General features: G+C 65.5%; 24 protein-coding genes. 10 read left to right on the plus strand and 14 right to left on the minus strand.

Going from position 1 to position 20575, the window contains the following annotated elements; genetic code table 11:
- The first annotated feature begins 31 nt into the window (after positions 1–31).
- The 3 genes from AB4099_RS32140 to AB4099_RS32150 all read left to right on the plus strand — a co-directional run bounded on the left by AB4099_RS32140 (position 32) and on the right by AB4099_RS32150 (position 2947).
- Complete coding sequence (locus AB4099_RS32140; RefSeq protein WP_113513425.1) at positions 32–1054, plus strand: zinc-binding dehydrogenase; 1023 nt, start codon at positions 32–34, stop codon at positions 1052–1054.
- Positions 1055–1158: 104 nt separating this feature from the next.
- Positions 1159–2139 (plus strand): lipid A biosynthesis lauroyl acyltransferase, encoded by a 981-nt coding sequence (locus tag AB4099_RS32145; protein ID WP_113513427.1) that lies wholly within the window; start codon positions 1159–1161, stop codon positions 2137–2139.
- 67 nt (positions 2140–2206) lie between these two features.
- Positions 2207–2947 (plus strand): DUF1223 domain-containing protein, encoded by a 741-nt coding sequence (locus AB4099_RS32150; RefSeq protein WP_441481046.1) that lies wholly within the window; start codon positions 2207–2209, stop codon positions 2945–2947.
- A 4-nt stretch (positions 2948–2951) separates the two neighbouring features.
- Here AB4099_RS32150 and AB4099_RS32155 read toward each other — a convergent pair whose 3' ends face one another.
- The 3 genes from AB4099_RS32155 to AB4099_RS32165 all read right to left on the minus strand — a co-directional run bounded on the left by AB4099_RS32155 (position 2952) and on the right by AB4099_RS32165 (position 5029).
- Positions 2952–3557, minus strand: coding sequence for a TPM domain-containing protein (locus AB4099_RS32155; protein WP_441481047.1), 606 nt, complete (start codon positions 3555–3557; stop codon positions 2952–2954).
- Complete coding sequence (locus AB4099_RS32160) at positions 3557–4330, minus strand: TPM domain-containing protein (RefSeq protein ID WP_441481048.1); 774 nt, start codon at positions 4328–4330, stop codon at positions 3557–3559. The genes AB4099_RS32155 and AB4099_RS32160 overlap by 1 nt, the downstream gene beginning before the upstream one ends.
- Positions 4331–4420: 90 nt before the next feature.
- Positions 4421–5029, minus strand: a complete 609-nt coding sequence (locus tag AB4099_RS32165; RefSeq protein ID WP_441481049.1) for a LemA family protein — start codon at positions 5027–5029, stop codon at positions 4421–4423.
- Positions 5030–5194: 165 nt separating this feature from the next.
- Here AB4099_RS32165 and ggt point away from each other — a divergent pair, with 165 nt between their 5' ends.
- Positions 5195–6967, plus strand: a complete 1773-nt coding sequence (ggt, locus tag AB4099_RS32170) for a gamma-glutamyltransferase (protein WP_441481050.1) — start codon at positions 5195–5197, stop codon at positions 6965–6967.
- A 142-nt stretch (positions 6968–7109) separates the two neighbouring features.
- On the opposite strand, the gene AB4099_RS32175 is transcribed toward ggt, so the two are convergent.
- From AB4099_RS32175 to AB4099_RS32185, 3 genes are all read right to left on the minus strand, one after another.
- Complete coding sequence (locus AB4099_RS32175; protein WP_441481051.1) at positions 7110–7595, minus strand: hypothetical protein; 486 nt, start codon at positions 7593–7595, stop codon at positions 7110–7112.
- 3 nt (positions 7596–7598) lie between these two features.
- Complete coding sequence (gene rlmN / locus AB4099_RS32180; protein ID WP_441481052.1) at positions 7599–8822, minus strand: dual-specificity RNA methyltransferase RlmN; 1224 nt, start codon at positions 8820–8822, stop codon at positions 7599–7601.
- 102 nt (positions 8823–8924) lie between these two features.
- Positions 8925–9518 carry a hypothetical protein gene (locus tag AB4099_RS32185; protein WP_113513438.1) on the minus strand — a complete coding sequence of 198 codons (594 nt, stop codon included), beginning with the start codon at positions 9516–9518 and terminating at the stop codon, positions 8925–8927.
- A gap of 243 nt (positions 9519–9761) precedes the next feature.
- Between AB4099_RS32185 and AB4099_RS32190 the strand changes: the two genes are divergently transcribed.
- Positions 9762–10736 (plus strand): NADPH:quinone oxidoreductase family protein, encoded by a 975-nt coding sequence (locus tag AB4099_RS32190; protein ID WP_113513440.1) that lies wholly within the window; start codon positions 9762–9764, stop codon positions 10734–10736.
- Positions 10737–10743: 7 nt separating this feature from the next.
- On the opposite strand, the gene AB4099_RS32195 is transcribed toward AB4099_RS32190, so the two are convergent.
- Positions 10744–11118, minus strand: a complete 375-nt coding sequence (locus AB4099_RS32195) for a YkvA family protein (RefSeq protein ID WP_113513442.1) — start codon at positions 11116–11118, stop codon at positions 10744–10746.
- 178 nt (positions 11119–11296) lie between these two features.
- Between AB4099_RS32195 and AB4099_RS32200 the strand changes: the two genes are divergently transcribed.
- Positions 11297–12082 (plus strand): SDR family NAD(P)-dependent oxidoreductase, encoded by a 786-nt coding sequence (locus tag AB4099_RS32200; protein WP_441481053.1) that lies wholly within the window; start codon positions 11297–11299, stop codon positions 12080–12082.
- 43 nt (positions 12083–12125) lie between these two features.
- Here AB4099_RS32200 and AB4099_RS32205 read toward each other — a convergent pair whose 3' ends face one another.
- The 3 genes from AB4099_RS32205 to ftsY form a co-directional block, all read right to left on the minus strand.
- Entirely contained in the window at positions 12126–12272 is a 147-nt protein-coding gene (locus AB4099_RS32205; protein WP_441481054.1) for a hypothetical protein, read from the minus strand.
- A 74-nt stretch (positions 12273–12346) separates the two neighbouring features.
- Positions 12347–12973, minus strand: coding sequence for a septation protein A (locus AB4099_RS32210; RefSeq protein WP_441481055.1), 627 nt, complete (start codon positions 12971–12973; stop codon positions 12347–12349).
- Complete coding sequence (gene ftsY / locus AB4099_RS32215) at positions 12970–14205, minus strand: signal recognition particle-docking protein FtsY (protein ID WP_441481056.1); 1236 nt, start codon at positions 14203–14205, stop codon at positions 12970–12972. The genes AB4099_RS32210 and ftsY overlap by 4 nt, the downstream gene beginning before the upstream one ends.
- Positions 14206–14276: 71 nt before the next feature.
- On the opposite strand from ftsY, the gene AB4099_RS32220 reads away from it, so the two are divergent.
- The 3 genes from AB4099_RS32220 (at position 14277) to AB4099_RS32230 (ending at position 16927) form a co-directional block, all read left to right on the plus strand.
- A complete protein-coding gene (locus AB4099_RS32220) occupies positions 14277–15062 on the plus strand; it encodes an RluA family pseudouridine synthase (protein WP_441481057.1) in 786 nt (261 codons plus the stop codon).
- A gap of 63 nt (positions 15063–15125) precedes the next feature.
- Positions 15126–15764 carry a DUF6875 domain-containing protein gene (locus tag AB4099_RS32225; RefSeq protein WP_441481058.1) on the plus strand — a complete coding sequence of 213 codons (639 nt, stop codon included), beginning with the start codon at positions 15126–15128 and terminating at the stop codon, positions 15762–15764.
- Positions 15764–16927, plus strand: a complete 1164-nt coding sequence (locus tag AB4099_RS32230; protein WP_162768058.1) for a GNAT family N-acetyltransferase — start codon at positions 15764–15766, stop codon at positions 16925–16927. Before AB4099_RS32225 ends, AB4099_RS32230 begins: the two co-directional genes overlap by 1 nt.
- Here the strand turns inward: AB4099_RS32230 and AB4099_RS32235 are convergent, their stop codons facing one another.
- The 4 genes from AB4099_RS32235 to AB4099_RS32250 form a co-directional block, all read right to left on the minus strand.
- Positions 16928–17218 carry a 4a-hydroxytetrahydrobiopterin dehydratase gene (locus AB4099_RS32235; protein WP_113513483.1) on the minus strand — a complete coding sequence of 97 codons (291 nt, stop codon included), beginning with the start codon at positions 17216–17218 and terminating at the stop codon, positions 16928–16930.
- Positions 17219–17220: 2 nt separating this feature from the next.
- On the minus strand, positions 17221–17799 hold the full coding sequence (thpR, locus tag AB4099_RS32240; protein ID WP_113513455.1) for an RNA 2',3'-cyclic phosphodiesterase: 579 nt from the start codon (positions 17797–17799) through the stop codon (positions 17221–17223).
- A 109-nt stretch (positions 17800–17908) separates the two neighbouring features.
- On the minus strand, positions 17909–18964 hold the full coding sequence (locus AB4099_RS32245) for an NADP(H)-dependent aldo-keto reductase (protein ID WP_113513457.1): 1056 nt from the start codon (positions 18962–18964) through the stop codon (positions 17909–17911).
- Between the two features lie 125 nt (positions 18965–19089).
- Complete coding sequence (locus AB4099_RS32250; RefSeq protein ID WP_441481059.1) at positions 19090–19677, minus strand: arylesterase; 588 nt, start codon at positions 19675–19677, stop codon at positions 19090–19092.
- 192 nt (positions 19678–19869) lie between these two features.
- Here AB4099_RS32250 and AB4099_RS32255 point away from each other — a divergent pair, with 192 nt between their 5' ends.
- Entirely contained in the window at positions 19870–20571 is a 702-nt protein-coding gene (locus AB4099_RS32255; RefSeq protein ID WP_441481060.1) for an ABC transporter ATP-binding protein, read from the plus strand.
- Positions 20572–20575: the final 4 nt, after the last annotated feature.

The raw sequence follows: 20575 nt of genomic DNA on the forward strand, positions 1-20575 counted from the left end.
GGCCGGCAGATGTGTATTTGAAAGGCTCGACATGCGTTCCCTCCAGCTCTTCGGCGACCGTGACCTGCGGCTGACCGAAATCGACCCGCCACCGCCACCCGCCGCCGGCGAGGTGCAGATTCGCGTGCGTGCCGTCGGCCTGAACTATCTCGACGTCTGGGGTTTCCGCGGCATGGCCTTCGCCAAGCGCAAGATGCCTCAGGCGGCCGGCGTCGAGGCCGCTGGCGAGGTTGTGGCTGTCGGCGAGGGCGTCAGCCGTTTCCGGGAGGGCGACACCGTCACCATGTACGGCGCCGAGACCTGCGGCCACTGCAAGGCCTGCCGCGAGGGTCGCGACAATCTCTGCGAGAATGTCGCCGGCATCATGGGCTTCCATATCGACGGTTTCGCCCGCGAGTTGATCAACCGGCCCGAGCGCCTCGTGATCAAGGCTCCGAAGGGCGTGTCCTTCGAGGAGGCCGCCTGCGCGCCGATCGGCTTCGGCACGGTGCAGCACATGCTCTTCGACAATGCCAAGCTGGAGCCGGGTGAATCCATTCTCGTTCATGCCGGCGGCTCCGGCATCGGCACCGCCGCGATCCTGATGGCCAAGGCGATCGGCTGCACCGTCTACACCACTGTCGGCGACGACGAGAAGGGCGCCAAGGCCAAGGCTCTCGGCGCCGATTTCGTGGTCAACTACAAGACCGAGCGCTTCGAGGGCGAAGTGCGCCAGCTCACCAAGCGCAAGGGCGTCGATGTCGTCTTCGAGCATGTCGGCGCCGATACCTGGAATGGCTCGCTGCTTTGCCTGAAACGCGGCGGCAGGCTCGTCACCTGCGGCGCGACGTCAGGCCCCTCGACCACGATGAACCTGATGCAGCTCTTCCAGCAGCAATACCGCATCTTCGGCTCCTTCGGCTGCCGCATCGAGAACATTGCGCAGTCGCTGGAGAAGATGGCGGGCGGCATGAAGCCGGTGATCGACTCGGTCTTCCCGCTGGAGGATTTCGAGAAGGGGCTCGCCCGGCTCGAGGGCCGCAAGGTCTTCGGCAAGGTCATTGTCGCCTTCTGAGCCGCGGGATTCGCGCGCCGGACTTGACCGTCGCGCATTCCTGACGCAAGTCGCGCGGCTGATGCCGGGCCTTTCCGGCTCTTCGGAAAGAGGCCCTCGCGGCATTGAGACGTTTGAAGCACTTCGCGGGCCGGCTCGTCGCGGCCGTCATGATCGGCCTGATCCGGGCTTTGTTCGGCTTCCTGCGCCTGCTTGGGCCGGAACGCGCCAGTGATCTCGGAGGCTGGCTGCTGCGCAGCGTCAGCCCGCTGATTCCGGTCAACCGCGTCGCACTGGCCAATATCCGTGCCGCCTTCCCGGAGAAGAACGAGGCCGAAGTTCGGGCGATTGCGCGAGGCGCCTGGGAGAATCTCGGCCGCACCGCCGCCGAGTACGCCCATCTCAAGACCCTCTTCGACTACGACGACGACAACCGGGACGCTCCCTCCCGGGTCGAGGTCTCCGGCATCGAGCATTTCATCGCGCTGAAAGATGACGAGAAGCCTGGATTGATCTTCTCGGCGCATCTCGCCAACTGGGAGCTCCCGGCGATCTGCGCCGCGGCCTACAAGCTCGACACCACCGCGGTCTTCCGCGCCCCGAATGACCCGGCGATCGCCAACGTGGTGCACGAGATCCGCTCCGGCGCGATGGGCGGGCTTGCCGCCGCGAAGCAGGGCGCCGCCTTCGCGATGCAGGGCGTGCTCGAGAGGGATGGCCATCTCGGCATGCTGATCGACCAGCATTTCACGCGGGGCGTGGTGATCCCTTTCCTGGGCCGCCCGGCCCTGACCAACCCGATCCTCGGCAAGTTTGCACGCCGGTTCGACTGCCCGGTCCATGGCGTGCGGGTCATCCGGCTGCCGGGGCAGCGCTTCCGGCTCGAACTGACCCCACCACTCGACCTGCCCCGCGACGAAACCGGCGAGATCGACGTCACCGGCGCCATGGCGATGATGACCGCGGTGGTCGAAGGCTGGGTACGCGAGCACCCTGAACAATGGCTCTGGATGCACCGGCGCTGGCGGCCGAACATGATCAAGGCCGCTGCGCTGGCGAATTACGGGGATACGACCTGGCCGCAGCCCAAATTCAAGGCAACGTGATTTCCAAGTGAGGCTTATTGAGCGCTTTGGTAACATCTCGCAGTCAGCTTGAAGCCGAGTTTCGAGAATGACCCGCCGGTTACGCCTCTCTTCTGCCTTCCTCGCTGCCCTCACGATCGGCGGCGCGGCAGCGCTTGCCCAGACGCCGGTCAAGCCGCCAAGGGCGGTGATCGAGCTTTTCACCAGCCAGGGCTGCTCATCCTGCCCTGCGGCCGACGCCCTCTTCGTCGAGTTGGCTAAGGATCCGAGCCTGATCGCCCTTACCATGCCGGTGACCTATTGGGATTATCTCGGCTGGAAGGACACGCTCGGCCAGGACGTTTTCAGCAAGCGCCAGAAATATTACGCCAAGGGCCGCGGCGACGGCCAGATCTACACGCCCCAGGCCGTGATCAACGGCGCTTCGCACATGGTCGGCTCCGACAAGGCTCTGATCGAGCGATCGCTCAAAGATCATGCGAGCTCGGCTCTGCCGATCTCCGTCACCCTGTCCGAAGCCTCGGGCCACCTGAGCATCAAGCTCGATCCCACCGGCGCGGGGAGCGAGCGCGCCGGCGGCATCTGGCTGGTGCCGATCTCGCGCCTCGTCACGGTTCCCATCGAACGCGGCGAGAACAAGGGCAAATCGGTGACCTACGCCAATGTCGTGCGCGGCATCGTCAAGATTGGCGAATGGGCCGGGGCGGCAACGACGATGTCGGTCCCCCTTGCGACGACACAGCTTCCGAATGCCGACTCTTATGTCGTCCTGATCCAGGGCGAGCAGCCCAACCGGGTGATCCTGGGCGCCGCGCGCAGCCCGCACTGAGGTTTCAGAGCAGGACCACCTTGTTCGGCAGCTCGTCGACGTCATCCGCCGCTGGCGGCGCATGGCGGGCCAGAACACTGCCGACGGCTCCAACCGCATCGATCACGCCCTCGCGCAAGCGGTCTTCCTTCGCCGCCGCGAGCAGGGGCTCGATGATGCCGCGCCAAGTCGCCTGATCGATCGTCTCGTCGATCCCGATATCCGCGACGATTTCGGCATAGCGTTCCTGCAGGGCAATGTAGAGCAGGACGCCGGTGCGTCCGCGCGTTCGGGTGAGGCCGCGCGCCGTGAACTCGCGGAGCGCCACATCATGAGCCCGCCGGCGCTTGATGAATCCCGGCACGAAGCGTCCGCCACGCCCATACCAGAGCAGCGTCGCCATCAAAATCGCGGCGCAGACGAGCTGGATCAGGAAGATTCGAGGAGCGCTGGTGGCCGTCAGCATCAGCAACGGCCAGGGCACGAACAGCGCCAGCACCAGTGCCATCACCAAAGGCACTGTGCGGTAGCTGCTTGCAGCGCGGTCGATCACCACGACGATCTCGCCGGAGGTCAGGCTTTCCGCCTGCCTGACCGCTTCCGCGATCGCCTCCTGATCTTGCGTATCCATCACCAACTCCCCGAAGCGCCGCCGCCGCCGGACGAGCCTCCGCCTCCTGAAAAGCCCCCGCCAGAGCCCGAACCCCACCCGCCGCCACCGCTCCAGCCGGAGCCCGTACCGGTGCCCCAACCGGAGCTGGTCGGCGGCAGCGTCACCCAGCGGCCATCGCGCATCCGGTGTTTGCGCCCGCTGCCTTGCTGGTTCAGCCCACGCAGGATGCTGACCACGACGATGAAGATGAAGAACATCACCAGGATGACGGCAACATCCTCCGCAATGCTGCTGTCATCGCTGCGGACAGTGGCACGGCGCTGCCATTCCTCGGCATCGCCAGCAAGAATGCTCAGGATCGCGTCGACGCCGCCCTCGATGCCGCCGGCAAAATCACCCGTCTTGAATTTCGGTGCCACCGCGGTGGTGATGATGACCTTCGAGAGCGCGTCCGTGAGCGCGCCCTCCAGTCCATACCCCACCTCGATTCGGACCTTGCGCTCGTTCGGCGCAACCAGCAGCAGCACGCCGTTATTCCTTGCCTTCTCACCGAGCTGCCAGTGCCGGAACAGGCGATTGCCGAAATCCTCGATGTCGTAGCCCTGGAGCGACGGCAAGGTCGCAACCACGACCTGATCGCTGGTCTTCGCCTCATGGGCCTGCAGCTTCTGCTCAATGCGGCTGCGCGCCGCGGCATCGAGCAGATTGGCGTTGTCGACGATGCGGCCGGTCAGGTTAGGAAAACTGGGATCGGCAGCGAGCGCCAAGCCGGCCCAGAGCAGGACAAGCAACAGGGAGAGATAACGGAGAACCCCTCCCCCTTCTGGAAGAGGGGCGGCCCGACCTGTTTCGCGAGCGAGCCGGGGCACCCCGGGCGCCCCTTAAAACTTCACCTCCGGCGGCTTCTCTGCGCCCGCTGTCGCGGAGAAGGTTTCCATCGCCTTGGCACCCCAGAACAGCCGCGCCCAGATCACGCCTGGGAAGGTGCGGATCTCGGTGTTGAAGCTCTGCACCGCCTGGATGTAGTCGCGCCGGGCAACCGCGACGCGGTTCTCGGTACCTTCGAGCTGGGACTGCAGGGCGAGGAAGTTCTGGTTCGACTTCAGCTCCGGATAGCGCTCGACCGTGACCAGGAGCCGTCCCAGAGCGCCCGTCAGGGCATTCTGCGCATCCTGATACTCCTTGAACTTCGCGGGATCGGTGATGGTCGAAGCGTCGACCTTGACCTGCGTCGCCTTGGCGCGCGCCTCAATCACCTGGGTCAGCACCTCACGCTCCTGCGAGGCATAGCCCTTCACGGTCTCGACCAGATTGGGGATCAGGTCGGCGCGGCGCTGATACTGGTTCTGGACCTCGCTCCAGGCCGCTTTAGCCTTTTCCTCGAGTGTCGGCACATTGTTGATGCCGCAGCCCGCGAGCACGAGGCCGAAGAGGGTGACGGCCGCAAGCGCAAGGCTGCGGCGACGAACGGTGGAGAGCGCGAACGACATGTCGATGCCCCTTTTGGCAGTGATCGAGCGATCGATTCGGAGCTTAGCGCTCCGCTCGAGCGGGTGAAAGGCAGCTCGCACAATCACCCGTTGCGTTATCCGGACCTTGCACCGCAGCCTTTCCGCTGCTGGGATGAGCGTCAGCCCGCAGCGGGAGATCGCAGCATGAACTTCTCCTTCTCCACATCACGACGCGCCGCACGATCAACCCTCCTTGCGCTGGCCGCTGCCGGCGCCTTCTGGGCGGGAGGCGCGGCCTCACAGCCCCTTGCGCCCGCGCCCGAAGCTGCGACCGGCCGGATCGCCAAACCCGCCGGCACCGCGCAGCGCTACATGGCGGCCGCCGCCAATCCGCTCGCTGCCAGCGCCGGCCGCGACATCCTGCGCGCCGGCGGCAGCGCGACCGACGCTGCGATCGCGATCCAGCTCGTACTCAATCTGGTCGAACCGCAGAGCTCGGGCATCGGTGGCGGTGCCTTCTTCGTGCACTGGGACGAGGCCGGACGAACCCTCGTCACGCTGGACGGCCGCGAGCGGGCTCCGCAGGCAGCCAGGCCCGGCCGTTTCATCGGCCCCGATGGTAAGCCGATGAAGTTCATCGACGCGGTCGTCGGCGGCCGTTCGGTCGGCGTGCCCGGCACGGTCAAGCTGCTGGAGGAGGCGCACAAGCGCTGGGGCAGATTGCCCTGGGCCGCAGTCATGGCCCCGGCGATCAAGCTGGCAGAAGACGGCTTCACCATCTCGCCGCGCCTCAACGGCCTGCTTTCCGGCGAGACAAATCTCGCAAAGGACCCGCGTGCCGCCGCCTATTTCTACGAGCCGGACGGCAACGCCAAGGCGGTCGGCACGGTCCTGAAGAATCCGGCCTTCGCCGCAACGCTTCGTGCCATCGCCGAGAGAGGGTCCGACGCCTTCTACTCCGGGCCGATCGCCGAGGACATCGTCTCGACCGTGACCGGTCACAAGACCAACCCCGGCGATATGACGCTCGCCGATCTGCAAGCCTACAAGGTCGAGGAGCGAGAGGCCGTCTGCGGTTCCTATCGGGTCTGGCGGATTTGCGGCATGGGGCCGCCGAGCTCCGGCGCGATCGCCGTCCAGCAGATGCTCGGCATCCTCGAAACCCAGAACATGGCCCGGCTCGGCCCTTCAGCCGAAAGTGCACACTGGTTCAGCGAGGCAGGTCGCCTCGCCTTCGCCGATCGCGCGCTCTTCCTCGCCGACCCGGCCTTCGTCAGCGTGCCCGTCAGCGGCTTGATCGACCGCGATTATGTCCGCTCGCGCGCCGGGCTCGTCAGCCCCGACAAGTCGATGGGCCGCGCCAAGGCCGGCGATCCCCCCAACAAGCGGGCCCAGCTCTTTGCCCCCTCGGACGGCATCGAAAACGGCACGAGCCATATCTCGGTGATCGATGCAGACGGCAATGCGGTCTCAATGACCACGACGATCGAGGATGGTTTCGGCTCACGGCAGATGACCAAGGGCGGCTTTCTGCTCAACAATGAGCTGACCGATTTCAATTTCGCTCCGGAGGAGGAGGGCAAGCCCGTCGCCAACCGCGTCGAGGGCGGGAAGCGCCCGCGCTCGTCCATGGCGCCGACCCTGGTGTTCGATGCCTTTGGCCGCCTCTACGCCGTGGTCGGCTCCCCCGGCGGCAGCCAGATCATTGGCTTTGTCGGTAAGACGCTGGTCGCCCTGCTGGATTGGAAGATGGATCCGCAAGCCGCCGTCGACTTCGCCAATTTCGGCAGCCGCAATGGCCCCACCGAGCTTGAAAAGGGCACTGAAGCCGAGGCCTGGAAGACAGCGCTCGAGGCCAAGGGCCATGAGGTCAGGCTGCTGGAAATGACCTCCGGCATCCAGGCGATCGTCAAGACCCCTGAAGGCTTTGTCGGGGGAGCCGATGGCCGGCGCGAGGGCGTGGCGATCGGCGACTAAAGCATCGGCCCGAAAAGTGGATTGCGGTTTTCGGAAAAGCCGATGCAAACACAGAAGGCTACATCATGCCCGGGCGAATTCCGGGCCTCATCGGCTTCGGAGTGTCTCGGGTCGGCGCTGCGCCCGAGACACGCAGCAGGCGCTAAGCCTGCCCGAGCGGCGGGCGCTCCTCACCCGCGCCGCGTCCCGCGATCAGCCAGTAGACGAAGCCGGTGGCGGCCCCGACCAGGAACAGCGCTGCGATGATCTGTGTCTCGCTCGCCGTCGGTGCGCGTGACAGCCGCAGCATGGCGAGCGGCAACAGCGCCGCGAGCGTGCCTGTCAGTCCGCTCTGGATGAGCCCGCTGCGGATGCGGAAGAGCTCGGAGCCGACCGCGACGAGCACGACCGGCGCGACCATGATTGCAAAGCCCAGCCGGCCGAGCAGCGTGAAGGCGGCTTCCGCCGTGGGGCCGGGATCGAAGCCGCTCTCGGCCTGGGCGAAGAGCGCTGAGAGCAGACGCTCGAAGCCGCCGCCGATCAGCAGAGCGATGTCAGGCGAAATCACGCTGGCGATGAGCAGGGCAAACATCCCAAAGCCCATCGCAACGAGCAGCGCGAACGGAATCAACAGCAGCCAACGCAGCATATGTCAGCCCGCCAGCGCCGCAGCTTCGGCCTCGCTCTGCTCCAGCATCAGCCGGGCACGAGCCGAGAGCTTTTCAGTCTCGCTCTTGAGCTGGCCGCAGGCGGCGAGGATGTCGCGCCCGCGTGGCGTGCGCACCGGCGAGGCATAGCCTGCGCGGTAGACGATCTCGGAGAAGCGCTCGATCCGGTCCCAGTCAGAGCATTCATAGCGCGTGCCCGGCCAGGGATTGAACGGGATCAGGTTGATCTTGGCCGGAATGCCCTTGAGCAGCCTGACGAGCTCGCGCGCCTCGGCATCGCTGTCGTTGACGCCCTTCAGCATCACGTATTCGAAGGTAATGCGCTTGGCGTTGGACAGGCCGGGATAGTTGCGGCAAGCCTCGAGCAGGTCGCGGATCGGATACTTCTTGTTCAGCGGCACCAGTTCATTGCGCAGGTCGTCGCGCACGGCATGCAGCGAGATCGCCAGCATCGTGCCCATCTCCGCGCCGAGCGCCTCGATCTGCGGCACCACGCCGGAGGTCGAAACCGTGATGCGGCGACGGCCGAGCGACAAGCCCTCATTGTCCGAGATCACGTCGATCGCATCGCGGACGCCGTCGAAATTGTAGAGCGGCTCGCCCATGCCCATGAAGACGATGTTCGAGACGAAGCGGCCGCCGTCATTCGGCACGAAGGCGCCCTCGGGCGGGGTGCGCCCGGGGAAGTCGCCGAGACGATCGCGCGCCACCATCAGCTGCGCCACGATCTCCTCGGTGGTGAGGTTGCGCACCAGGCGCTGCGTGCCGGTGTGGCAGAAGGTGCAGCTGAGCGTACAGCCGACCTGGCTCGAGACACAGAGCGTGCCGCGGTCGACCTCGGGGATATAGACGCATTCGATCTCGGCACCACGATCGCGTGCGCCGACCGGCGGCATCCGCAGCAGCCATTTGCGTGTGCCGTCGCTCGAGACCTGCTCGGCCGTGACCTCCGGCAGAGCGAGCGTGAAGCGCTCAGCCAGCGCAGCGCGCAAGACCTTGCTGATCGTCGTCATCGCGGAGAAATCGCGGGCGCCGTAATGATAGATCCAGTTCCAGAGCTGGCCGACGCGCATGCGCCGCTCCTTCTCGGGAACGCCGATTTCAGCCAACGCATCGGACAGGCCGGCGCGCGTGCGCCCCACCAGCGAGGCAGGTCGCAAAACGGGTTCGGCCGCCGGAGCGGAAGAAGCAGGGACGGACAGGGACATCGGAACTCGGGCTCAAGCGGGCATCATGCGCCCGCGCTCGGCGGGCTCATATCATAATCCGCATAAAGCGCGAAATCGGCGGAAATGCGCCGCCTGCCCGCGCTACTTGCAGGCGTCTTCGGCGCGCTTGACGATCTGGTTGAGGCCGGCGAGCGAGTATTTGTCGCTGGTCGGATTCCCGCGCTTCGACGTGCCCTTGACCTCGAGGCTCGCGCCCTTGCGTAGCGCGTCGAGCATACGGCCTTCCTCGGCCGGATTCTTGAGCCACATGTTCTGGCCCTTGGCGACCAGCGCGAAGCGCTCATTGCCGATGATCGCCTGATGCTCGACATCTTCCTTGAGATCGAAATTCATCACCAGGCTGATCTCATTGCGCACCCCTTCGGTGGGGCGGCTGGAGACGAAGAGCATGCCTTCGACATCCTTGAGATTAGCGGGAATGCGGGTTTCCGCCTTGGAAAGCGCGTAGCAGACCTTGGATCGCCCCTGTTGCGACGAGAAAGCCTGCCACTTTCCGGCAGTCTCGAGCAGCATCGCCTGGGCCTGGCCCGAAGCCGCAGCCCGTTGCGCCGGAGCAGGCGCTCGCTGCGCCTGGGCCGGGGACATCAGAAGCGGCAAGGCCAGCGCGACAAGCGCTGAAGCCAGTTTCGCGTGCCGGGTGGCGGTGACGCCGGTTCGGAAGTAGTTGAGAATCATCGACCGCCATCAATCAGCAGAAATGTTAACAGCATCTCTATTTCCGAAGCATTTTGCGCGGAATCTCAAGAATGCCTGAACCATAGGATGTCACGATCCTGGCGAAAATGCGAATATGACGCTGCCGCGAACAAGGTTCCGTCCGCACCGGGGCCGTGGCACAATCCGCCGGGAAACGGGCAGTGACCAGCGTTGTCTGGATGGTATCGCGGGTACAAGCCAGGCTAAGGACGGTGCGAAGAGATGAAAGCACTGCTTTGCGAGACCCACGGGCCGGCAGAAAGCCTGGTGATCCGTGAACTGCCCGATCCGAAACCCGGCCCGGGCGAGGTCGTCATCACCGTCAAGGCGGCGGCGCTGAACTTCTTCGACACGCTGATCATCCAGAATCGCTATCAGACCAAGCCGCCCCTGCCCTTCTCGCCAGCAGGCGAATGCGCGGGCATCATCAGCGCCATCGGCCGCGATGTCGAAGGCTGGCGGATCGGCGAGCGTGTCGCCGTATGGCTCGGGCATGGCGGAGCGCGTGAAAAGGTCGCGGTCTCCGCCCGGGCGATCGTGCGCGTGCCGGATACTCTTGATGACGCGCAGGCTGCCGGGCTCTTCGTGACCTATGGCACGGCGATGCACGGCCTCATCCAGCGTGCCGGGCTCAAGGCCGGCGAGACCCTGGCCATTCTCGGCGCGGGCGGCGGCGCGGGTCTCGCCGCCGTCGAGATCGGCGCCTTGCTCGGCGGCCATGTGATCGCCTGCGCCTCGTCGCCGGAGAAGCTTGCGCTGGCACGTGAACATGGCGCCCAGGAGGAGATCGACTACAGCATCGAGGATGTGAAGGCGGGCCTGCGCCGCCTGACGGAGAACCGTGGCGTCGACGTGCTCTACGACACGGTTGGTGGCGATCTCGCCGAGCCGGCATTGCGGGCCATGGCCTGGGAGGGGCGCTACCTCGTTGTCGGCTTTGCCGGCGGCGCGATCCCGAAGATTCCACTTAACCTGCTGCTCCTCAGGAGCTGCGACCTGCGCGGCGTGTTCTGGGGTGAGTTCGTCGCGCGCGAACCGGCGGCGCATCGCCGCAACATGGAACGACTGCTGGAATGGGCCGCAGCTGGGCGCATCAGTGCCCATGTCCACGCCACCTTCCCGCTCGAACGCGCAGCGGAAGCGTTTGCGATGATCGGGGATCGCAAGGCGCAGGGCAAGATCGTCCTGACGCCCTGAACGGGGCTCAAAGCCCCGCCAGCGTGTCCTGCGCCTTCTGGCGATGCTCCGGCGTGATCGACCCTGCAACCGCGGCGATCGCAGCCGCCATCACGGCCGCATCGTCGCTGAAGCCAATGATCGGCATGATGTCGGGAATCGCATCGATCGGCAGCACGAAATAGCCGAGCGCGGCGAGCAGCGTCAGCCGGACACGCCGAGGGGTCGCCGGATCGCGGGTGCAGAAATAGGCTGCCAGCAGATCCTCGGCAAAGGGGATGCGCTTGGCGACCCGCTTGAGAAGGCTCATCAGATCGGCGCCGAAGCGCGCTTCGTCGCGCAGGCTCCGCCGGATCGCCGCCATCTCTTCGGCGCTGAAACGCGAACTGAAACCCTCGCTCATTCCTCTCTCTCCGTGCAAGGACCTGAAACCCCGGCCCAGTGCGGAATACACATTTCCCGCGCCGAAAATGTGGCCCTGGTCGCAAGGCTGCACAAGGGTTGCGCCAAGAATCGTCCTTGGAGCGGCCGATGGCGCGGATTAAGGCTGGTCCAGCCATTTTTGCGAACAGGGACCTGACATGAAGCTCGATTCGTCCATCGCAGCCGTCGTCACCGGCGGCGCGTCCGGCCTCGGCGAAGGCACTGCACGCATGCTCGCTTCCCAGGGCGTGAAGGTCGCCATCTTCGACATGAATGCCGAACGCGGCAAACAAGTGGCGAGCGAAATCGGCGGCGTCTTTGCCCTTTGCGATGTCTCGAACGATGCCTCGGTCGACGAAGCCCTGCTCATGGCTCGTCAGGCGCATGGTGTCGAGCGCATCCTGGTGAACTGCGCCGGCATTGCACCCGGCCGCCGCGTCGTCTCGAAGAAGCGCGAAACCGGCGAACTCGTGGCCCATGATCTCGCGACTTTCGAAAAGACGCTCGCCGTCAACCTCGCCGGCACCTTCCGCATGATCGCGCGCTCGGCGCTTGCTCTCGCCGCGGAGCCACCGGTCACGCCCGATGGCGGGCGCGGAGTCTTCATCTGCACGGCTTCGGTCGCGGCCGAGGATGGCCAGATCGGCCAGGCGGCCTATTCCGCCTCGAAGGGCGGCATTGTCGGCATGACCCTGCCGATCGCGCGTGACCTCGCCCAGCTTGGCATCCGCGTCATGACGATCATGCCCGGCCTGTTCGAGACCCCGATGTTCGCGTCGGTGCCGGATGACTATCGCCAGGCCCTGGAAGCCTCGATCCCGCACCCCTCGCGTCTCGGCCGTCCCACCGAATATGCCGCACTGGTCAGGAGCATCGTCGAGAACGACATGCTGAACGGCACGGCCATCCGCCTCGATGGCGCGATCCGCCTCGCGCCGAAATGAGGTGCCGCGTCAAACAATCCTGAGGGCTTCGCCGCTCGTCCGGTCACGGCAGCGGTCCACCCGCTTCGGTTACGCCGCAGACGCTGAAGAGGCTGGGCGCGGCGCGGACCATGGCGCCGGCCGCTTCCTCGCAGATGGGCGAGGCCACAAAGGCGCCGGCAGCCGTGTCGATCGGTAACGGGGAGGTCACGACACGCTCCATCTCGCATCAAGTCATCCATCCGATGCCAAATGGAGGATCTGCCGCCCCCTTTGCAGTGCCGCCTATTGTCCGGGCGCCGCAGGCGGCTTGATCTCATGCTTCAGGATCAGCGGCGTCTGAGCCAGGGCAAAGGCCATGGTCAGAGGCATCACGCCCCAGACCTTGAAAGCGACCCAGAAATCCTGCGTCTGCGTGCGCCAGACGATCTCGTTTAACGCGGCAAGGACGAAGAAGAACAGGCCCCAGCGGAAGGTGAGCTTGCGCCAGCCTTCCTCATCGAGCTGCAGGACGGTTTCGAGCACGAGCGCCAGCAGCGAACGCCCGAACAGTAATCCGCCAAGCAGGATGCAGCCGAACAGCGTGTTGACGATGGTCGGCTTCACCTTGATGAAGAAGGCATCGTCGAGTGCCAGCGTCAGCCCGCCAAAGACCGTCACCACCACCGCGTTGACGATCGCCATGCGCGGCAGATGGTGCAGCAACACGCGCGACAGGCCGAGCGAGACGAGCGACGCCACGATGAAGATGCCGGTCGCAACAAAGATGCGCCGGTCCTCTGCGATGCCGAACAGGCGGTCGCCATAGGAATTGGCGAAAAAGAAAATGGCCAGCGGCCCGAACTCGAGGCCGAGCTTGAGCAGCGGGTTAACGCTCTTGTCCTTTGTCGTCTCGGCCAGACTCTCGCTCACGCGGCTTCTCCCAATCCAGCGACCGCTCGTGCAAAGTCACGAGCGGAGAATGGTTCCAGATCCTCGACACTCTCGCCGACGCCGATGAAATGCACCGGCAGGCCGAACTGGGCAGCAAGCGCCACCAGGATGCCGCCGCGCGCCGTGCCATCGAGCTTCGTCATCACCAGCCCGGTCACGCCAGCCGTCTCGCGAAAGGCCTCGACCTGCGAGATCGCATTCTGGCCCACCGTCGCGTCGAGCACCAGCAAGGCCGCATGCGGCGCTTCCGCGTCGAGCTTGCGGATCACCCGCACCACCTTGGCGAGCTCGTCCATCAACCCTGCCTTGTTCTGCAGCCGGCCGGCCGTGTCGACGAGAAGGATATCGACCCCGTTGGCCCTGGCTTTCTGCAGCGCCTCAAAGGCCAAACCCGACGCATCCGCACCCTGCTGACCAAAGACAACCTCTGCACCCGTGCGCTCGCCCCAGACCTTGAGCTGCTCGATCGCAGCTGCGCGGAACGTATCGCCCGCAGCGAGCATCACCGACTTGCCTTCGGCACGGAATTTCGCAGCCAGCTTGCCGATCGTCGTCGTCTTGCCGGAGCCATTGACCCCGACCATCAGGATCACGAACGGCTTTTTCGTGGCGTCGATCGTCAAGGGATGCGCCACCGGCGTCAGAATGCTCTCGACCTCGCGCGCCAGGATGGCCTTCACCTCCTCCGGCTCGATCTGCTTGTCATAGCGTCCCTCGCCCACCGCCTTGGCGACGCGCGCCGAGGTGGCGAGGCCAAGATCGGCCTGGATCAGGATATCTTCGAGATCCTCGAGCGTGGCGGCATTGAGCTTGCGCTTGGTAAAGAGCTCTGTGATGCCGGTGGTCAGCGCCGAGGAGGTACGGGAGAGCCCGTCCGCCAGCCTGCGCCACCAGCTGCGCTTCGGCTGCGGCGCCGGAGTCGGCTCCGCAGGCTGTCCGGATGCCATGGGCGAAATCGGCGCGGGCGCGGGTTCGGGCTCCGGTTCGGGTTCCACCTCCGGCATCGCGATCGGTAGGGGCGCAGCCTCGCCAATCAGCAGATCGGGCGCTATTGGGGCATCCGGCTCAGCCTCAGGAGGCAGCTCGGCCGCGGCATCCGGCAACTCCGGGGGGGGCTCGGCTACGCTCTCCGGAGCAGGCTTGGGCTGTTCCTGCTCCAGCCCGAACAGCCTCGAAAAGAAGCCGCGCTTTTTCGGTTCGCTCTCGCTCATCACTCGTCCCGTCATCCTGCAGGCCGGGCGCCCGAGTTGCGCCACACCGCTGGTTTGGATAGCGCAATGCCATGAGCAGCCCGGATCAACCAGCAATTTCGCGAGAGACCCCAGACGCGGCCCTGCCGGTGCCACTGCTTTATCGCGACGCGCTGATGCTGGTGATCGACAAGCCCGCCGGCCTGCCCTCGCATCGCGGCCCGCAGGCAAAGCGCCGCGTCATCCCCGTGCTGACCGATTATCTCGACGCCCTGCGCTTTGGTCTGCCACGGCGACCGGAAGCCGCCCACCGGCTCGACAAGGATACATCCGGCTGCCTCATCCTCGGCCGCCATCCACGCGCGATGGCCGAGCTCAACCAGTTGTTCCGCGACGGCCGCATCGACAAGACCTATTGGGCTATCGTCGAGGGAGACCCCGCGGACGACGAGGGGCTGATTGATCTGCCGCTCGCCAGGCGCTCTCCCGAACGCGGCTGGTGGATGAAGGTCGACCCGGAGGGGTTGCCGTCACAAACCCGTTATCGGGTGCTGGGTCGCGCGGACGGTTTGACATGGCTCGAACTCGAGCCGCTCACCGGCCGCACGCACCAATTGCGGGTGCATTGCGCAGCCTCGGGCTGGCCCATGCTGGGTGACGAAGTCTACGGTTCGGCGCCTCGCGACGGCGGACCAGGACTCCAGCTCCATGCCCGCGCTGTCAGCGTTCCGCTCTATCGCAAGCGCGAGCCGGTCAGAATCGAGGCCCCCCCGCCCTCGCACATGCTGGAGGCGCTCGGGCGCTGCGGCTGGAGCAAATCTTTCGGGAATCCTAACGCCGCTGCCAAACAGGACGAACCGTCATCAACCCTTCGCTAATTTCAGCTTGCTATCGCTAGGGGACAGCAACCGGAGCGTGCATTGATGCCGGAGATAGCGACCTTGAGCGGCAGAGCCGGACCCGGCGGGATCATGACGCTCGAAGCTGCGCGCCAATCCGCGCGTGAGGCCGGTCCCGATGCTCCGCTGTCGACCCTGCTCTGCTGGGTCGAAGACTATCTGATGAAAGGTCATGTCGATCTCGGCCGGACCGGCGCCGTCTGCCCTTTCACACGCCAGGCCGCCCGGCTCGATACGGTTCGCCTCGGCATTTCCGATGAGCGCGCCGCGGGCGAGGAGGCGGCCTTCGCCCAGGTTCGCAGCGGCTTCAGCACGCTCGACGCCATCCCGTGCAAGCCCGGCATGCGGCATTTCCGCACGGTGATCATCGGCTTTCCGAAATGTGACACCCCGGACGGCATTGCCATGCTCAAGCGCGTCCAGGACCGTCACAAATTCTACTCGCTGCGGCGCAACCGCATGATCGGGCTGATGCATGCCACGTCGGAGGCGCCGGGCCTCTGGAATTCCGACTTTCGGCCGCTGCGCGCGCCTCTGCCTGTCATCGCCATCCGCCACATGGTCGAGCATGACGCGCCCTTCGCCGCCAGGCACCCGCTGTTGCTCCTGCCTTATCTCGCCCGCTTCCCGATCGCAGGGTCGAAGCGGCTGATCGCACATCTGCGCGCCGGAGCCCAATGATGAGCAAGCGGCGGGAAGGCTCCGAGATCGGCGGAGCCGTAACGACAGAAGTCATTACCGAGCGCGATGGCTTTCTCGCGCTCCAGCCGGAATGGGACGCGTTCTTTGCACGCACCGCCCTGCCGCATCAGGTCTTCCAGAGCCACGTCTTCCTGAAGCACTGGGCCGCGCATTATCTCGAGGGCCATGGCCGGCTCAGTATCGTGATCGCACGCCGCCAGGGTGTCCTTGCAATGATCTGGCCACTCCTCCGGCAGCGCCGCTGCAGCCTGGAGACGCTGCGTTTCATGGGCATCCCGGTGGCGCAATTCGGTGACATCCTCGTCGAAACCGGCCCCGACCGCGATGCTCTGGTGCGAGCAGGATGGCGCGCCGTGCGGGGGCTGGGCGCCGATCTGTTCGAGGCGCGCAAACTGCGAGCAGACTCCATTCTCGCCGCCTCCGGCCTGCTCGGTGAGGCCATGCCGATCGAGCAGCTCAACGCACCCTTTGCCGATCTGGTCTGGCGGGTCGGCACGAACGGCCCGAGCAGCGCCTACCCGGCCCGCGAACGCTCGAATTACCGTCGTCGCCTACGCCGGCTCGAGGAACGCGGTGCGATCAGCTTCGAGGCGCCGCCGCCCGGTCCCGCCGCCGCAGCTCTTGCCGGCGACGCCGTGGCATTCAAGCAAGCCGCGCTGCTGCGCCATGGCACCGTCGCGCCGACGATCGACGATCCACGCTTCGCGGCCTTCTTTCGGGATTTTGCCGGAGATGCGGAGGGGGGAAGCTCGCTGCGCGTCTCCGCGATATGCTGCGACGGCGTCCCGATCGGCATCGACCTCTCGCTTGACTGCAAGGGCCGCAGCTTCGGCCATGTCCTCGCAGCCCATCCGGACTTCGAGCGTGGCGGCGTCGGCAGCATCCTGATCCATCACAGCTTCGCCAGCGCCAGGGCACGCGGCAATGCCGTGTTCGACCTGCTGGCCCCGTCGGATGCCTACAAGCTCGAACACGCCGACGGGCAGACCGGTGTCCGCGACCTTCTGCTGCCGCTCTCCCTCAAGGGGCGGCTCGCCTGCAGCGTCGGTTTCCAACGCTTGCGGCCCGTTCTGAAGAGCGCGGCCAAGCGACTTCCACCCGGTATTGCGCGCCGTGTCGCGGTCTGGGGCAGGGCCGGCTGATCAGCCGGCCATGGCGTCCATAGCGCGGGCGAGCTTGACGTCGAGCTCGGTCAGCCCGCCGGCATCATGCGTCGCCAAGGTCACCTCGACCGTCTTGTAGACATTCGACCATTCCGGATGATGGTCCATCCTTTCGGCCAGCAGCGCCACACGGCTCATCCAGCCGAACGCCTCATTGAAATCACGGAAGATGAACCGCTTGGCGATGGCCTCACGACCCTCGACCAATTTCCAGCCCACCAGTGTCATGAGCGCTTCGTTGCGTGCGTCGGCACTCAGTCGCTTGCGCATGATCATCTCCGCTGGAAATCGCTTCGCGGCAGCCGATTGGGGTAGGTGGGGCCAAGCGGATAGGCAGCTTCAAGCACGTAAGGCCCGCCGCCGATCGAATCCCGCGATGACATCAGGGCGAAGCGCCGGGCCGTGAAGGCGATCGGCCGTACGATGGGATGCATCGCCAGATAATGCGCCACCTCGACGGGTGAGGTGTCGCGCAGCCGGGCAAGCGTGACATGCGGCACGAATTTGCGCCCTTCCGCCGGTAGTCCGAGGCGGCGCATCAGGCGTTCGATATCGGCCTGGAGTTCGCTGAGCTGGCGACTGGGTTGCACCCGCGCAAACACCGCGCGCGGCTTGTCGCCCCCGAAACTGCCCAATGCGTCGAGCATCACCTCGAAGGGCTGCGTCTGCAGATCGGCGAGAAAGCTGTCGACGTCATGGGCCATGCGGCGGTCGACATCGCCGAGGAAGCGCAAGGTGACGTGATAGTCGGCCGGCTCGATCCAGCGCGCTCCAACGAGTCCGCCGCGATGCAGCGTCAGCGTCGAGGCGACCTCGGCGGGTATCTCCAGAGCTGTGAACAGCCTCGGCATGCCGAATCAGTGCCAAGTTTTTGTGACTCTGGCGAGACGAAAAGCGATGGGCTGCAGGAAAACCTCTGCAAACCTTCGCGTCGTCGCCCCGCCATGAGCCACACTTGCTTCAGGGACAGGGGTTTCCGACCAATTGGTGAATCGCGTCGATCTTTGCTTCGACCTCAGGCGAAAGTGCGACATCGATCGAACCGATATCGGTTCGCAATTGTTCCATTGTCGTCGCGCCAATGATGTTGGCCGTCACGAAGGGGCGCGAATTGACGAAGGCCAGCGCCATTTGCGCCGGATCCAGACCAGCCTCGCGGGCAATCGCGATATAGCGCTTCACCGCGTCTTCCGCGCCGGCAGCCTCGTAGCGCTGGCCGCGATTGAACAGCGTCGAGCGCGCGCCGGCCGGCTTGGCTCCGTCCAGATATTTGCCGGTGAGGTAGCCCTGGGCCAGCGGCGAATAGGCCAGCAGGCCGACCTGCTCACGCATCGCGATCTCGGCCAGCCCCGTCTCGAAGGTGCGATTGAGCAGGTTGTAGGCATTCTGGATCGATTGGACCCGAGGCCCCCCGCGCATTTCGGAATCGCGCACGAAACTCATCGTGCCCCAGGCGCTCTCGTTGGAGAGACCGAGATGACGGATCTTGCCGGCCTTCACGATCTCGCCGAAGGCGTCGAGTTGTTCAGCGATCGACGTCTCGCCATCGGGCGTTTCGAAGGCGGCCTTGCTGAAGCGCGTTGGGTTCGAGCCCCACGGCATCGCACGCTCGGGGAAATGCAGCTGGTAGAGGTCGATATAGTCGGTCTGCAGCCGCTTCAGGCTCTTGTCGACGGCCTCGAAGATCTGCTTGCGGTTTATGCGGGTCGGTCCGCGATCGTCCCGGAACCAGTCATTGGCCGAACGGCCGACGATCTTGGAGGCCAGAATCACCTTGTCGCGGTTCTTCCGCGCCTTGAACCAACTGCCGATGATCCGCTCCGTCGAGCCCTGTGTCTCCGGCCGCGGCGGAATCGAGTACATTTCTGCCGTATCGAAGAAATTCACGCCCTGCGCGAGAGCGTAGTCCATCTGCTCATGGCCTTCGGCTTCGGTGTTCTGCTGGCCCCAGGTCATGGTTCCAAGGCAGATGACCGAGACCTGGAGGTCGGTGCGCCCGAGGCGGCGATATTGCATGGTCAGACAACTCCGGAAGATTGCGCGCAGCGGCGCTCATGGGGTGGGAAGCGATTTTCGGGCCGATCGGCATGAGGCGTACGCCGCCCTGCTCCGTGGCGGCGCATCGGTCCGGAACGGAAGGATCAGGATTTCGGGCGGATGGTCTCCAGGAAGCGCTCGACCGTCGGCAAGATGCGCTCGACAATGACGCGCACGCCTTCGGCGGTCGGATGCAGCAGATCCGGCTGGTTGAGCGCGCGATCGCCCGCGATGCCTTCGAGGAAGAACGGATAGAATACCAGCGCGTGTTTCTCGGCGAGTGCCCTGAACAGCCCGTCGAAACGGCCGGTATACTCCGTGCCGAGATTGCGCGGAGCATACATCCCGGCCAGCAGCACCGGGATACCGCGCGCTTTCAGCCGCGTGATGATGTCTTCAAGCGCCTTCTCCGTCACCGCCGGATCGAAACCGCGCAGCGCGTCATTGGCGCCGAGCTCGACGATGACGCCGTCGGTGCCGTCGGGCACGGACCAGTCCAGCCGTTCAAGGCCGCCCTGGGCGACATCGCCCGAGACCCCGGCATTGGCGATTTCGACGGCGTGTCCCTTCTGGCGCAAGGCTTGCTCGAGCACCGCCGGGAAAGCCGCACTCGCCGGCAGGCCGTAGCCGGCACTGAGGCTGTCGCCAAGCACGACAAGCTTGAGCGGGTGCGGTGTCTGGGTTTGTGCCATGGCTGAAACCGGAAGGACCACCAAAAGCGCCAGCCAAAAGGCCGCAGCGCAAAAAGCACGGGCAAATGATTGGACAAGCGCGGGTCCGCGCCCATATCGGGCGTCGGGGCGTAACGCGCTGAGGCCCCATCCCCATCGCGATGCGATGCGGATGGACGTCGTCGATGGCATTGAAGACAGGATCATGTGGCGATGAGTGATAAGTCAGCCCCGGCGATCGAATTGCGGGATGTCCATCTTAGTCTGGGGCGTGCAGCCGCCCGCGTCCATATCCTGAAGGGCGTTTCCTTGTCACTGGCTGCCGGCGAGGCAACCGGGCTGGTCGGTCCTTCCGGATCAGGCAAATCCACCCTGTTGATGACGATGGCCGGGCTGGAGCGGCCCGATTCCGGACTGGTGAAGGTGGCGGGCCAGGATCTTGGTCAGCTCGGGGAAGATGGCCTTGCGGTTTTCCGCGGGCGCCAGATCGGCATCGTCTTCCAGTCGTTCCATCTCGTTCCGACCATGACTGCGCGCGAGAATGTCGCTCTGCCACTCGAACTTGCGGGCGCAGACGATGCGTTCGCCCGGGCTGAGGCCGAGCTGCGCAATGTCGGGCTCGGCGATCGCATGGACCATTATCCGGCCCAGCTCTCCGGCGGCGAGCAGCAGCGTGTCGCGATCGCCCGCGCCGTCGCGCCTGATCCGGCCATTCTCGTCGCCGACGAACCGACCGGCAATCTCGACGAGAGCACCGGCCGCTCGATCGTCGATCTGATCTTCGCGCTGCGCCGCGAGCGCGGCGCGACTCTCGTGCTGGTCACGCATGACCTCTCGCTCGCTGCGGCCTGCGACCGGACGGTGCGCCTGCGCGCCGGGCGGATCGAAGTCGATGCCGATCTCGCCGTCGCCTGAGCCC

This window comes from Allobosea sp. 2KB_26 (genome assembly GCF_052115715.1).
Taxonomy (GTDB): domain Bacteria; phylum Pseudomonadota; class Alphaproteobacteria; order Rhizobiales; family Beijerinckiaceae; genus Allobosea.

Excerpts from the sequence above, each read along its gene's own strand:
- AB4099_RS32140 (WP_113513425.1), top strand. The coding sequence starts at position 32 with ATGCGTTCCCTCCAGCTCTTCGGCGACCGTGACCTGCGGCTGACCGAA.
- AB4099_RS32150 (WP_441481046.1), top strand. The coding sequence starts at position 2,207 with ATGACCCGCCGGTTACGCCTCTCTTCTGCCTTCCTCGCTGCCCTCACG.
- AB4099_RS32155 (WP_441481047.1), bottom strand. The coding sequence starts at position 3,557 with ATGGATACGCAAGATCAGGAGGCGATCGCGGAAGCGGTCAGGCAGGCG.
- AB4099_RS32165 (WP_441481049.1), bottom strand. The coding sequence starts at position 5,029 with ATGTCGTTCGCGCTCTCCACCGTTCGTCGCCGCAGCCTTGCGCTTGCG.
- ggt (WP_441481050.1), top strand. The coding sequence starts at position 5,195 with ATGAACTTCTCCTTCTCCACATCACGACGCGCCGCACGATCAACCCTC.
- AB4099_RS32175 (WP_441481051.1), bottom strand. The coding sequence starts at position 7,595 with ATGCTGCGTTGGCTGCTGTTGATTCCGTTCGCGCTGCTCGTTGCGATG.
- rlmN (WP_441481052.1), bottom strand. The coding sequence starts at position 8,822 with ATGTCCCTGTCCGTCCCTGCTTCTTCCGCTCCGGCGGCCGAACCCGTT.
- AB4099_RS32185 (WP_113513438.1), bottom strand. The coding sequence starts at position 9,518 with ATGATTCTCAACTACTTCCGAACCGGCGTCACCGCCACCCGGCACGCG.
- AB4099_RS32190 (WP_113513440.1), top strand. The coding sequence starts at position 9,762 with ATGAAAGCACTGCTTTGCGAGACCCACGGGCCGGCAGAAAGCCTGGTG.
- AB4099_RS32195 (WP_113513442.1), bottom strand. The coding sequence starts at position 11,118 with ATGAGCGAGGGTTTCAGTTCGCGTTTCAGCGCCGAAGAGATGGCGGCG.
- AB4099_RS32200 (WP_441481053.1), top strand. The coding sequence starts at position 11,297 with ATGAAGCTCGATTCGTCCATCGCAGCCGTCGTCACCGGCGGCGCGTCC.
- ftsY (WP_441481056.1), bottom strand. The coding sequence starts at position 14,205 with ATGAGCGAGAGCGAACCGAAAAAGCGCGGCTTCTTTTCGAGGCTGTTC.
- AB4099_RS32220 (WP_441481057.1), top strand. The coding sequence starts at position 14,277 with ATGAGCAGCCCGGATCAACCAGCAATTTCGCGAGAGACCCCAGACGCG.
- AB4099_RS32230 (WP_162768058.1), top strand. The coding sequence starts at position 15,764 with ATGAGCAAGCGGCGGGAAGGCTCCGAGATCGGCGGAGCCGTAACGACA.
- AB4099_RS32235 (WP_113513483.1), bottom strand. The coding sequence starts at position 17,218 with ATGCGCAAGCGACTGAGTGCCGACGCACGCAACGAAGCGCTCATGACA.
- thpR (WP_113513455.1), bottom strand. The coding sequence starts at position 17,799 with ATGCCGAGGCTGTTCACAGCTCTGGAGATACCCGCCGAGGTCGCCTCG.
- AB4099_RS32245 (WP_113513457.1), bottom strand. The coding sequence starts at position 18,964 with ATGCAATATCGCCGCCTCGGGCGCACCGACCTCCAGGTCTCGGTCATC.
- AB4099_RS32250 (WP_441481059.1), bottom strand. The coding sequence starts at position 19,677 with ATGGCACAAACCCAGACACCGCACCCGCTCAAGCTTGTCGTGCTTGGC.
- AB4099_RS32255 (WP_441481060.1), top strand. The coding sequence starts at position 19,870 with ATGAGTGATAAGTCAGCCCCGGCGATCGAATTGCGGGATGTCCATCTT.